The organism is Trinickia sp. Y13 (genome assembly GCF_029522115.1).
Taxonomy (GTDB): domain Bacteria; phylum Pseudomonadota; class Gammaproteobacteria; order Burkholderiales; family Burkholderiaceae; genus Trinickia.
In genome coordinates, this window is sequence record NZ_JAKWFK010000022.1 from 20,268 (window position 1) to 32,735 (window position 12,468).

The 12,468-nt window shown below is 63.2% G+C and carries 10 protein-coding genes and 1 pseudogene; 9 read left to right on the plus strand and 2 right to left on the minus strand.

Annotation, left to right across the window (positions count from 1 at the left end):
- Nucleotides 1-8: 8 nt before the first annotated feature.
- Nucleotides 9-1,877, minus strand: a complete 1,869-nt coding sequence (locus MMB74_RS25310; protein WP_277431408.1) for a chloride channel protein — start codon at nucleotides 1,875-1,877, stop codon at nucleotides 9-11.
- 348 nt (nucleotides 1,878-2,225) lie between these two features.
- Here MMB74_RS25310 and MMB74_RS25315 point away from each other — a divergent pair.
- Nucleotides 2,226-2,525 (plus strand): annotated as a pseudogene (locus tag MMB74_RS25315) (hypothetical protein); the annotation flags it as partial.
- Between the two features lie 178 nt (nucleotides 2,526-2,703).
- On the opposite strand, the gene MMB74_RS25320 reads toward MMB74_RS25315, so the two are convergent.
- Nucleotides 2,704-5,004, minus strand: coding sequence for a filamentous hemagglutinin N-terminal domain-containing protein (locus MMB74_RS25320; protein WP_277431409.1), 2,301 nt, complete (start codon nucleotides 5,002-5,004; stop codon nucleotides 2,704-2,706).
- 231 nt (nucleotides 5,005-5,235) lie between these two features.
- Between MMB74_RS25320 and MMB74_RS25325 the strand changes: the two genes are divergently transcribed.
- The 8 genes from MMB74_RS25325 to MMB74_RS25360 all read left to right on the plus strand — a co-directional run bounded on the left by MMB74_RS25325 (nucleotide 5,236) and on the right by MMB74_RS25360 (nucleotide 12,423).
- Nucleotides 5,236-6,156: a bifunctional helix-turn-helix transcriptional regulator/GNAT family N-acetyltransferase gene (locus MMB74_RS25325; protein ID WP_277431410.1), complete on the plus strand. Its 921-nt coding sequence runs from the start codon at nucleotides 5,236-5,238 to the stop codon at nucleotides 6,154-6,156.
- Between the two features lie 168 nt (nucleotides 6,157-6,324).
- Entirely contained in the window at nucleotides 6,325-6,483 is a 159-nt protein-coding gene (locus tag MMB74_RS25330; RefSeq protein ID WP_277431411.1) for a hypothetical protein, read from the plus strand.
- A 237-nt stretch (nucleotides 6,484-6,720) separates the two neighbouring features.
- The gene (locus tag MMB74_RS25335) at nucleotides 6,721-7,419 is read left to right on the plus strand and encodes a glycine zipper 2TM domain-containing protein (RefSeq protein WP_277431412.1); all 699 of its coding nucleotides are present in this window, start codon (nucleotides 6,721-6,723) and stop codon (nucleotides 7,417-7,419) included.
- Between the two features lie 99 nt (nucleotides 7,420-7,518).
- On the plus strand, nucleotides 7,519-7,839 hold the full coding sequence (locus MMB74_RS25340; protein WP_277431413.1) for a DUF4148 domain-containing protein: 321 nt from the start codon (nucleotides 7,519-7,521) through the stop codon (nucleotides 7,837-7,839).
- Between the two features lie 65 nt (nucleotides 7,840-7,904).
- Entirely contained in the window at nucleotides 7,905-8,597 is a 693-nt protein-coding gene (locus tag MMB74_RS25345; protein WP_277431414.1) for a response regulator transcription factor, read from the plus strand.
- Nucleotides 8,548-9,894 carry a HAMP domain-containing sensor histidine kinase gene (locus MMB74_RS25350; RefSeq protein WP_277431415.1) on the plus strand — a complete coding sequence of 449 codons (1,347 nt, stop codon included), beginning with the start codon at nucleotides 8,548-8,550 and terminating at the stop codon, nucleotides 9,892-9,894. The genes MMB74_RS25345 and MMB74_RS25350 overlap by 50 nt, the downstream gene beginning before the upstream one ends.
- 76 nt (nucleotides 9,895-9,970) lie before the next feature.
- The gene (locus MMB74_RS25355) at nucleotides 9,971-11,365 is read left to right on the plus strand and encodes a TolC family protein (protein ID WP_277431416.1); all 1,395 of its coding nucleotides are present in this window, start codon (nucleotides 9,971-9,973) and stop codon (nucleotides 11,363-11,365) included.
- Nucleotides 11,362-12,423 (plus strand): metal transporter, encoded by a 1,062-nt coding sequence (locus MMB74_RS25360; protein ID WP_277431417.1) that lies wholly within the window; start codon nucleotides 11,362-11,364, stop codon nucleotides 12,421-12,423. The genes MMB74_RS25355 and MMB74_RS25360 overlap by 4 nt, the downstream gene beginning before the upstream one ends.
- The last annotated feature ends 45 nt before the right edge of the window (nucleotides 12,424-12,468 follow it).

Genomic DNA, 12,468 nt, shown 5'->3' on the forward strand with positions numbered 1-12,468 from the left:
GCGAGGAGCTACCCCTCGCGGTGCTCCGCCGTGATCTTTTGGCGGATGACGCCAATGCGTGGGCTCCCGGCTTCGTCACCGCTCTCGCTATCGCCATTGCGCTCGATGGTTGCGAACCGCGAACCGCTCGAGGGCCAGACGCGCCGGAACTGCTCCAATTGACGTTCCTCGGCGAAGACGGACACCGACGGTTTCAGCAGGTCGTGCCGCGACACGATGCCGACCAGCCGGTAGTTCTTTTGATCCTCCACCACGGGCACGCGATCGAGCCCCATCGCCGCGAGCCGGGCAGCCACGTTTCTACAGGTTTCGCCCGGCAATGCCGTTTCGGGCCGCGATCGCGCGAACGCTTCGCCGATGAGGCCATCGGGGCTATCTCCCCGCCCCGCGCGAGCACGATCGAGCAAGGCCTTGTCCACCATGCCGACCAATCGCCCCTTGTCCACCACCGGATAAGCGCGAAATTTCTGCGTGGCGCCGAAGTATTCGCGGATGACATCGGCGATGGACGTGTTCGCATCGATCGTCTGGACGTTGACCGTCATCACTTCGTCCACATAGTGCCGTTCCAATGGGTCGATGCTGTATTCACGATAGATGTGATACCCGCGGCGCGCGATCTTCTCGGTCAGAATCGAGCGGCGCATGAGCAAGACGGTAAACCCGTAGGCCACCGCCGCCGCCGCGAGCAACGGCAGCAACGCATTCGCATCGCCGGTCAATTCGAAGGCGAACACCGCCGCCATCACGGGCGCGCGCATCATGCCGCCGAGGGCTGCGGCCATGAAGATGAGCGGCCACACCGTGGGATCGCCGCCGGGCATGTACGGCCCGACAATGGCTCCCACCCCGGCGCCCATCATGAGCAGCGGGGCCAGCACGCCGCCGGACGTGCCCGAGGCCAAGGCGATGACCCAAATCACTGCCTTGACGAGCACGATCCAAACAACGGCGTGCAAGACGAGGTGGTTTTGCAGCAGGTCGCCGATCACGTCGTATCCCACCCCGAGCGTGCGCGGCTGAAAATACCCGCCGATGCCCACCGCGATGGCCCCCAACGCCGGCCACCACATCCAATGAATCGGCAACTTGCCGAACGCGTCCTCCACCTTATAGAGCCAGGTCGATAAGCCCCACGACAACGAGCCCGCGATCAAACCGGCCACGGCCGAAGAAACGATGCCGATGGGGCCGAGCGGCAGCGTATGCAGTGGAAACAACGGCCCGCTGCCGAGCAACAGCGGGCGAGTAAAACCGGCCACGGCGCATGCGATGGCGACCGGCAGCAGGCTGCGCGGCCGCAGTTCGAACAAGAGCAATTCGATTGCGAGCAGGACCGCCGCCACGGGCGTGCCGAACACCGCCGTCATCCCCGCCACGGCGCCCGATACGAGCAACGCCTTGCGTTCAGCGCTCGACAAATGGAAGAACTGCGCGACGAGCGAGCCGATCGCGCCGCCCGTCATGATGATGGGGCCCTCCGCGCCGAATGGCCCGCCGCTACCGATTGCGATGGCGGACGCGAGCGGTTTGAGCACGGCCACCTTCGGCGACATCTTGCTCTTGCCGAACAAGATCGCCTCGATCGCTTCGGGAATACCGTGCCCGCGTATTTGCTCCGACCCGAAGCGGGCGATCAGTCCCACCAGCAGCCCGCCAACGACGGGCACTGCAATCACGATCCACCCCAGCGTGTTTTCCGCCGGGGAGCGATTGGCCGTCGATATCGTCTGAAAGAAAAACAGGTTGTTGAACAACCGAATCAAGTGGAGCAAGAAATCGGCAGCGACCGTGCTCAGCGCGCCGCCGACTGCCGCGATCGCGGTGATGCGTAAAAGCCTGACGTCGGTCGCAAAATCGCCCTTGTGCTCGCTCATGAAATTCCTCTGATTGACACGCACTGATGCAATGGCCTTTCCGGCCGCAGGGTGACATTTATATCACAACGTGATGCAATCTGTGCGAGCCGGGCTCGGAGCCGCCCCGCGCGGTTCGTTGAATCCGCTCAAGTTAGCGAGGCGGCCGCGGATGTAGCGCGCACGCTCGAAGAGCAGGCGGTGAGCCTGGATGGCGCCGTCTCCACGTTCAAGCTCGCCGAGGGCAATCCGGCCGTCCCGCGGTCGTCCACGCCCGTTGCGTCTCGATACAACCGGTAACAAGGTTGCGTTGATTTGCGGCACGAGGTTCGTACAATCGCCTCACAGGCGCTCGCTTGGGAGGACTATATGAAAACGAATCGTTTCGCAGTAATTGCGGTGACTAGTTTGGCTCTGGCCGTCTCTTCGGCGGCATTCGCTGCCGGAGGCGGAGGCGGAGGTGGCGGTGGAGGAGGTGGTGGTGGCAATGGAGGCGCCGGTGCGGGCGGAGGCCATGGCGGCGCGACGGGCGCTGCGATGGGCGCAGGCGGAATGTCAGCGGGACATATGAGCGCCAAGGGAATGAGCAACACCAACGGCCCGATCTCCGGCGATCGAGACAAGGGGTTGGCGCGCGCGGAAGATCGCTCCGACACGCAAGCGGATCGCGTGGGCGATGTCGATGCGACGAGCCCGACGTCGAAGCATCACAGCATGGCCGTCAAGACGCATCATCAACATCTCACGCGCAAGCCCACGTCCACGCTGAACTGAGCTGTCCTTCGTGAGCGAGGCGGGGCGATCGGTTGCGTGCTACGCCCCGCGCGTCATGCAGCGCTTGCAGTTGCTATTGCAGCACGGGATGCGTCGCACCGGAGGGCATCACCCACGCGGCGCCCGCGCCGAAATCCCAACCTACGAAACTCGCCGGGTTGCTCATTTGTGTTGTCGTGAGACCGTTTTGCGACGGGATGCCGCCACCGCCGACATTGACACCTGTGGCCTGGGCGTTCCAGTAGTCGTCGTTGCTGCCGCCTGTACCGCTACCGATCACGCCGCCCGTTGAACCGCCTTGACTGAAACCAGTGGCGAACGACTGCGTGACCGAACCGTAATTGCCGCCGACGAGCCCTCCAACGGTCGACGCACTTCCCCCGCTCACGTCTCCGGTCGCATACGATTGCGTGATCGTGCCGTAATTGGACGAAACAAGGCCGCCCACTTGCCCCGCGCCCGGGGCGATATCGATGTCGGTTGCCCCGATCACCGTGGCGCTGCTCCACGATTGGGCGATGGTACCGAAGTTCGTTCCGACCAGCCCACCCAAATCGGAGCTCCGCGACGTGGGCGAATCCGGATCGAGGATGAACGAGACGCGGCCCGTCGTATAGACGCGGCTGATAGTCCCGTCGTTTTCCTCGGCCAGGTTCCCGTTGATGCACCAATCGACACAGTAAGGCGACATGTTCGTCAGCCCCAGGTTGCGGACAGATCCGGTCTTCCCGATCACGCCAAAAAGGCCCGGCGCATAGAGTCCGGGCTGGTCGATAGCGTGGCCGCGCCCATCGAACTGGCCGCTGAAGGGCTGCGTGTCGGCCAACGGCTCGATGTAAGCGCCGCCCGCCTCGATGTCGCGCCCGAGCGCATAGTTGCCAGCGGGATTGCCGGGTACCTTGCCCAGATCGGAAAGAGTATTGACGAGTTCGTAGCCGGTGATTTGGGCAGCAAGACCGCTATACGTAGGCGGCGCCCATGCCGCATTGCTGAAGAGCATGCCCGGAACGTAGGTCCCGTTCATGTCGAAGTACGCGCTGACGATGCCGGTGCTTTTCGACCAGTCGATCGCGCCGTGGTTGATCACACTGCCGCCGTTGTCGATCGACGAGGCATCGGCGTCGAGCGTCAGGTTCCCCGCTCCGTGATTCTTGATCGTCGCGCCATCTTCGATCGTCAGCGAGTGGTCGGCGCCAAGCGTCAGCGATGCTGCGCCGTTCCAATGAATCGACGACATGACGTCGACGTCGCCGGTGCCGCCTTGGGCGGCCGTCGCTTGCGCATCGATGGACGTTCCTGCGTTCAAGCTCCGAGCGAAGGTGGCAGCCGCCGGATCGTCGATCGTCAAATCCGGCGTGCTGACGTTCCACTTTCCGGCCTTCACCAGTGGCTTGATGCCGTCCGCCCCGAGTTCGAGCAATGCGCCATGGGTATCGACCGTGCCGCCGCTGCCGTCGGCATTCTTTGCCTCGATCGTTCCGCCGAGCGCAACGGCGCCCGTATCCGCCACGAGCCAGACATGCCCGCCGCGCGTCGCGGTGCCGGTGGCGCGAAGCGTCGTGTGCTCGCCCGCGAGCGCAAAGATGTTGCCGTCGGCTGCCTGCAAGCTGATTTGCGCGGCATCGACCGGCCCGGCGTTCTCGATGTTGCCGCCGCTGCCCGATTGGACGAACACTTGCCTGCCCGTCGATGAGTCCTGTAGCAGCACCTTTTGTCCAACGGCCATCTCGGCCGTGCCGTGGGGCGCCGAGATTCGACCCGCGTTGACGATACTGTTGCTCGAGATGAGCATGACGTCGCCGCCTGTCGAGCCCACGGTGCCGAGATTGATGATGCCCGCGTTCGAATTGCCTTTGAACGTCAGCGGATGTCCCTTCATGAAGCCGCATGTGCAGGTATCGAGCGTCGACGCGACGAAACGGCCTCCGGTGCTGACGACGCCGCTCGGCCCGATCAATATTCCTTGCGGGTTGATCAAGTAAACGCTGCCCGTAGCGGACAACGTCCCGTATATCGCCGACGGATCGCCGCCCGTCACACGATTGAGCGTCGCGCCCGCACCGTTGTTGAACGTCACCCGGTTGCCGCCGCCGATAGAAAAACTCGACCATTCGATCACGCCGCGGCTCGTCGCTTGATCGATCGTCAGTGCGCCGGCGTTGCCGCCGATCGATCCAGAACCAGCGATGAAATGGCCGCCGCTCGGAAGCGGTCCTGCGGCATGCGCCAACTTCGCCGATGCGCCCCACGCCCACAACGCCACGACAATCGATATCAGCCCTGCAACGGGCCGTCGCCGCGCAAACCGGCCAACCTCCAACGAACTCACACCGCGAGCAGCACCCTCGGTCTCTGATCCGATACGTTTGGCCATCCCCTGTCTCCAAAGATTGAATTCGTACAGCGCCGCCTTTCTCCGAGCGGCGGGCGCGACCACAACGATAGCCGGTGTCACTCACGAAACAGTGGGGCGCATGCCCACGCATTGCGCCAAGCATTCGGCGTTTTCGGTCGATGCTCTCCCCGGCTCGGCCTTCGACGATTCGTTGACATATTTGCTTTTAGCAACTAATAATGTGCTAAAAGCAAATATGGAGACCTCCCCATGACGCCAGCCCAGCTCGACGATCGCACTGAAACCGTGCGTCGCTTCAACCGTTTCTACACGCGTCAGATAGGTCTTTTGCACGAGCACCTGCTGGACAGCCAGTTCTCGTTGACCGAGGCGCGCATCCTGTACGAGCTCGCGCACCGGATCGGCATTACGGCTTCCGACTTGTGTCGGGAGTTGGGCTTGAACGCCGGCTACGTGAGCAGAGTCATCGCCGGCTTCGAAAAGAAGGGATTGCTCGTCAAAACACGTTCGACCACCGATGCGCGCGTGGCACAACTCGAACTGACGAAGAAAGGACGCGAAGCGTTTCGACCGTTGAACGACGCATCGAAGCGCGAAGTCGGCGCCATGCTGAAGCGCCTGGCGGAGCCCGCGCAGCTCGACCTCGTCGACGCCATGACGCAGATTCATGCGCTGCTCGGCGAAGCCGAGCCCACCTACGTCCTGCGCGATCCGCGCCCTGGCGACATGGGCTGGATCGTGCATCGGCAATCGGTGCTCTATGCGCACGAATACGGTTGGAACGCCGAGTTCGAAGCGCTCGTCGCTGAAATCGTCGCCAAGTTCATTCGCGAGTTCGATCCGAAGTCGGAACGCTGCTGGATCGCGGAGAAGGACGGAAGGCCTGTGGGATCGGTGTTCGTCGTGCGCGAGAACGACGACACGGCGAAACTGCGGTTGCTCTATGTCGAGGCGAGCGCACGCGGCCTCGGCATCGGGCGGCGCCTAGTCGACGAATGTCTGCGTTTCGCCCGGCTCGCTGGCTACAAAAGGATGATCCTTTGGACCAACAGCGTGCTCGCCGATGCCCGGCGCATCTACGAAAAGGCAGGATTCGAACTGCTCGAAGAGGCGCCGCACCACAGCTTCGGCAAGGATCTCGTCGGCCAAGTCTGGGGGCGCGATGTGTAATCGCGTCCCTATCGAGCTGTTGTCTTTGTGCAACGCGACATGACCACAGGCCCGGAAAAGCGGGTCCTCTTCCGATATTTTTGTGCGGCGCACTAGACTTAGCCTAGGGAAAACCCTAGAATGCATTCTAAGGATAAACCCTGATACGCATTCAACCCGGGAGTCGCCATGAGCTTCGTTTTCGCCTTCGTTCAAAAGATCAACGATCTCTTCGTTTCGCCGCACCTGCCGCTCGATTCGGACTACTCGTTCGAGGCGCGCCACCGCGAAGCCGAGCGCGTCCGTCGCTCGCAGGCCACCGTTTTCGGCATCCGTCTCGTCGATTAATGCGGCTTACGCCCACAGCCGGCGCGCCGCGCACGGCGCGGCGTTAGCGGTCCGCTGCTGTGTTAGAGGATACGCCCGGATGTTAGCGCCGGCTTCGCTTGCCGGCGCCCTGGTTTAATCGGCATTGGAGTACGGCGCCGCGGGCGGCGCTACAACTACTTACAGATGTCACCAATGCGTGGTCCACCGATACACGCAATCCGGCGTTTCTGCAGACATCCTTGTCCGGAGTCTGTCATGAACGCAAACCTTCCCTCGAATCAAACCCCCAACCGCATTCATCCGCTGATCGCTGGCGCTGCAGTTGCAGTCATGCTGGTGAGCGCAACGGGCATCGCGGCAATTGCCGGATGGCTGCCGACGTCGCATGCGGGTTCCGCGCCGCCCGAGCAGAGCGCGATGCAAAGCGCCCAGGTGGCCAGCGCACCAGTCACGCCTTCCCCCGTACATCGCGAAACCCGCGAAACTAGCAATGAAGCGGCTGCCGAAGCTCGCCGTCATCATCACGTGGTGAAGGTCGCGCCCTCGCCCGCATATGGCAGCAACGGCGGCGTCGAGCAAAATGCCGGCGCTTACAACGGTAATGTGCGCGCCACGGCCTACGATCCGAACGCAGGCGAAGTCGTTGCGATCAACCAAGTGCAAGCCCCGGCGCCGACGACAGGCATCGGCGCGGTCGGCGGCGCAATCGCGGGTGGATTGCTCGGCAACCAAATCGGCAACGGTCGCGGACGCACGCTCGCCACGATCGCTGGCGCGGTCGGCGGCGGCCTCGCCGGCAACGGCATCGAGCATGAAGTGCGCAAGGCAACGTCGTACCAAGTTCAAGTGCGGATGCAAGACGGCAGCTACCGGAACTTCAACTACACGACGCAGCCTCAGTTCCAGCCCGGCGAGCATGTGCGCGTGGTAGGCGATTCGCTGGCAGCGGCCTAAGGGGCGCTTAACCAAGCCTTAAGCTTGATCGAACATACTGTGATGGCAGGCTGCGGGCGATCGCCGCTCGCAGTTGAAGCGAAACAGGAGGTACCGATCATGAAGGCGTTATTCCAAACCGCAGCGCTCGCCGTTGCCCTCACGTCTGCCGCGACATTTGCGCAAGCGCAACCAAGCGATCAGCCGCTCACGCACGCGCAGGTGATGAGCCAACTCACGCAGTTGAGGCAAGACGGTTACGTCCCGAATAAAATCCACTATCCTGCGGATATCCAGGCAGCGGAAGCACGCGCCGGCATGCACGCGGGCGTGAGCACGGCATCGAATAGCGGCGTTGGCGGCGCACGGGCCGGCGCCACACTGTCCGGCTCGCGCATGACGACGAGCGCCGACTGGAACTCGATGTATGGTCATCACTAATCAACCCATTGTCACGTAGAGGGTCTGCCGCACGTTGCGGCGCCGCGCCGCCGCAACGACTGCCCATGAAGGTACTCATCGTCGAAGACGATTCCGCGATTGCGGCCAACCTACACGACTACCTGACAAGCCAGGGCTACGATGTCGATCTGGCAATGAACGGGCTGGCGGGGTTGAGCTTTGCCGTGGAGCAAACGTGGGATGCCATCTTGCTCGACCTCGCGCTGCCGGGCATGGACGGACTCTCGCTTTGCCGCGAGTTGCGCGAGCAAGCCCATCGCGACACCCCCGTGTTGATGCTGACCGCGCGCGACACGCTCGACGATAAGTTGGCCGGATTTCAACACGGCGCCGACGATTACTTGGTCAAGCCGTTCTCGCTCAAAGAAGTGGGCGCAAGGCTGGAAGCACTAATCAAGCGTTATCGGGGGCGCGTCGTGGCGTGCCAACTGCGCTTCGAGGACGTGCGGCTCGACATCTCGACGCTCTCGGTGCAGCGCTCCGGCCGCGCGCTGCGCCTGTCGCCCAAATGTCTTCACTTGTTGCGCATTCTGATGCAGTCGCCAGGCCGCGTTCTCGGTCGGGAGGAACTGGAACTGCAGATATGGGGCGATACGCTGCCCAACAGCGATACGCTCCGCTCCCACGTCTACACGTTGCGGCGCGCGTTGACGGCGCACGGCGAAGAGGACCTGATCGAAACGGTCCATGGTATCGGCTACCGGCTCGTCGCTCCTTCCCATGCGCGCGCATCGTAGCCTTCGTTTCAAGGTCGCCGTCGTTTTTTCGGTGCTCACCATCGCGCTGCTCGTCGCGCAAGCGCTGGGTGTGCGCACCCTCGCCGAGGCGCAGGAAGAAAGGCTCATCACGGCACTCGTGGAGGACGACATGGCCAGCGTCACGAAAGCCTATCGCGCCGACTCCGCGCTTCTACCGCCATTCGATTCGCGCCTGCGAGGTTATGTTTCCAGCGCCGATCGTTCGCCAGTCGCGCTGCCCGAGTCGGTCGCCGCGTTGCCCGACGGCGTGCATGAAATCATCTTGAGCGGGCGCGAGATTCATGTTGCCGCCGTGCCGTTCGGCGATGCGCGTCTTTACCGCGTTTACAACTTCAGCGCGTACGAGCAGCGTTTCAAGCGGGTTATCGACGCACTGATGGCAGTCACCGGTTTGTTTGCATTACTCACCATTTGGCTTGCATTCGGTCTGTCGGGATTGCTCGTGCGGCAGATCGCCGGCTTGGCCAACCAAGTGAAAACGCTCGGATCGACACCCTCTGCCCCCATCCAACCAGGGAAGTACGATGAAACCGAACTGATCGCGCTCGTTGATGCCTTCAACGATTATCACCACCGCATGGCCGCGATGATCGAGCGGGAAAAGGAATTCACGGGCAACGTGAGCCACGAGCTACGCACACCGCTCACGGCGATCAAAACCAGTTGCGAGTTGTTGGAACAAGACGCCTCGCTCGGCGAGAAAGCGCGCGCACGGATTGCTCAAATCGACCGCGCGGCAGAGAACATGCGCCAGGTGGTCAATGCGCTGCTCACACTCGCCAGGGAACATAGCGTGCGGGACGCCGTCAGCGTTCCCTTGGCCACCGCGATCGACGAGGCGCTGACGCCTTTCGCCGATCGACTTGCCGCAAAAGGCATCGCCACGCGTGTTGATATCGAGCCCGATCTATGCGTAATGGCAAACCCTTCCGCACTGGCGATCGTTCTATCGAATTTAATCGACAATGCCGAGCGCCACATGGTGGGCGGTCACCTGAGCTTCACCTACGCTCACCCGTGGTTGCGGATCGAAGATACGGGCTCGGGTATCGCACCCTACGCAGCGCCGCACGTATTCGATCGGTTCTATCAAGCGCATCCGGTTCGGCATACGAAAAAAGGCACCGGTATCGGGCTGTCGATCGTCAAGAAAATCGCCGAGCGCTACGGTTGGCAGATCCAGCTCGAGAGCGAGCCGTCGCGGGGCACCAGCGTGTCGCTCCTACTGCCTCCCCCCGGCGCTGGTGAAGCCAGCCCCGGGCGTAACCCCTCTTGACGAAAATTTCACAAGCGCCGGGATAGCATCGACAGTCGAAGGCCTCGCATCGAGCGCCTCATCGATCAATACCGAAATGCGCCGCCTGCTGCCCTTCGCCGTTTGCCTGCTGACAAGCTGCGCCACTTACCATGCGCAGCCGCTCGCGCCCGCCGAGCTTGCACGCAGCTTCGAGCACCGTTCGCTTGCCGATGCAAGCCTGCATGACTACGTCACGCGTGCGCTCGGCCACGACATTACGCCCTGGCCGCCCACGAAATGGAATCGACGGTTGCTGACATTGGCGGCCTGGTACGACAATCCGGCGCTCGAAGTCGCTCGCGCCCACGCGGACACGGCGCGCGCCGGCGTCGACGTGGCCGGGGCCTTGCCGAATCCAACGCTTCAATTGCCCGCCGAATACGCGACGCCGAACCCGGGGCCCGGCGCTCCTTTCACTATGGGGCTCGCGCTCGACATCCCGATCGAAACTGCAGGGAAACGAGGCTATCGCATCGACCAGGCGAAGCATCTCTCCGATGCGGCGCAATTGGCCATCCAAACCGAATCATGGAGGGTGAGCGGCCAAGTGCGCGACGCATTGACTGCGCTTTACAGCGCCCAAAGACATTGCTCTCTGCTGGCGCGCCGTGTCGCGGACGAGCGGGACGTCGTCGCCATGATCGAGAAACGACATACCGTTGGCGAGAATTCCGCGGCCGACGTCGGCTCCGCAACGCTGGCGATGGACCAGGCGCAGCGCGACTACGCTGCAGCCCGCGCGGCGCTGACCGATGCGCGCGCGCAACTTGCCGCTGCGATCGGCGTACCGCTCGCAGCCGTCGACGGCATTCATATCGACACGGCTTCCTTCACAGCCCCCCCGCCCGTGCCGCCCATAGCCCAGGCGCAGCGCGACGCGATTTTTCATCGCTCGGACCTGCTCGCTTCGCTGGCCGACTATGCGGCTTCCGAATCGGCGCTGCAATTGGAAATCGCAAAACAATACCCGGACGTTCATTTGGGTCCAGGCTACACGTACGACACGGGCACACGACGCATCGCGTTCGGCTTGGCCGGCATCACGTTGCCGATCTTCGATCAAAACCAAGGCGGCATTCGCGAAGCCGAGGACAGGCGTAAAGAAGCCGCGGCGCGCACCGCCGCGCTGCAAGACAAAATCATCGGCGATCTCGATCAAGCGCTGTCGCGCTACCGGCAGACGCTTCGCGCGCTCGCCTTCGCAGACGACCAACTGAATCGCGCACAAAAGCAGCTCGCCGGCGAGGCCGCCCGGTTTGCCGCCGGCGAGATCGATCGGCTCGCCTATACGAAAGCGAAGATCGATTTCGACATCAACGCCGGTTCTCGCTTGGATTGGCTCGTTGCGGCTCAGCAGGCGGCGGCCGCACTCGAAGATGCGATGCAGCGTCCGCTCGAGCGCGAAGAATTGGATGATCTGCGGCCGCATCGGCCGGAGGAACCACGATGAACGCACGACTTTCATTGGCGCTAGCAGCCTCCCTCGCCATTGCCACGGCGGCAGGCTGGTACATTTTTCGAACCGTCGCTATCCCTGGCCCAGCGACGTCCGCGCCCCGGCCCGCATCCGCGCCGGCAGTGCAAACGATCGGCGCAGAAAGGGTCCTTACCATCGGGCTCGACGCGCAACGAGCGAGCGGCATCGAGGTCGCGCCGGTCACCACCACCCGCGTCCGGACGCAATACGACGCGTATGCGACCGTGGTCGATCCGCAACCGTTATTCGATCTGAGCACGAGGCTCGCCGCCGCGCAAGCCGATGTCGCAACCGTCGCTGAGCAGGCGGGGAACTCGAAGGCTCAATATCAACGCAGCCGCCAACTCTTCGACGACGATCACAACGTCTCGCTGAAAGCCCTACAGGATTCGCATGCGCTCATGCAAGCGGACCGAGATAAGCTGCAATCGGCGAGGGCGGCGCTGGCGGGATTGAGCGCGACGGCGCGCGCGCAATTCGGCGAAGTCCTCGCGCACGCAGTCGCTTCGCCCGGCTCGGGATGGCTTGCGCGCCTGCAGTCCGGGAGCACGTCGCTCCTGCGCGTGACGCTCCCCTCGACCATCGGAAGCGGCGCACCCGAGCGCGTAACCTTGCACGCGCCCGATGGAGAATCGATCACTGCACACAGGCTGTCGCCGTCGCCCGTCGCCGATCCCGCCGTTCAAGGGGACCCATGGTTTTATGCCGCGCCGCGCGCACTGCCGGCCGGCATGCACACGCTGGCGGTTGCGGCAACGCCGCAGAAGAGCGCCCCAGCGTGGTTGATCCCCGCCGATGCGATCGTCTGGTATGGCGGGCAGACCTGGGCTTACGTTCGCACCGCCCCCGACCGATTCGCCCGCCGGCTCGTGCAATCGGCCAGCGAAGACGATGCGGGGGTTGAAGTGACCACAGGCTTTCGCGCAGGCGATTCGATCGTCACGCGCGGCGCGCAATTGCTGCTCTCCGAAGAGCTGAAGCCAGAAGGCGTTGCGACTGCCTGCAAAGATCCGCCCGAGTGCGACGATTGATCGTAGCCGACGGCCGCGGCGCGGCTCGTCGCCCTCTCACCTGCG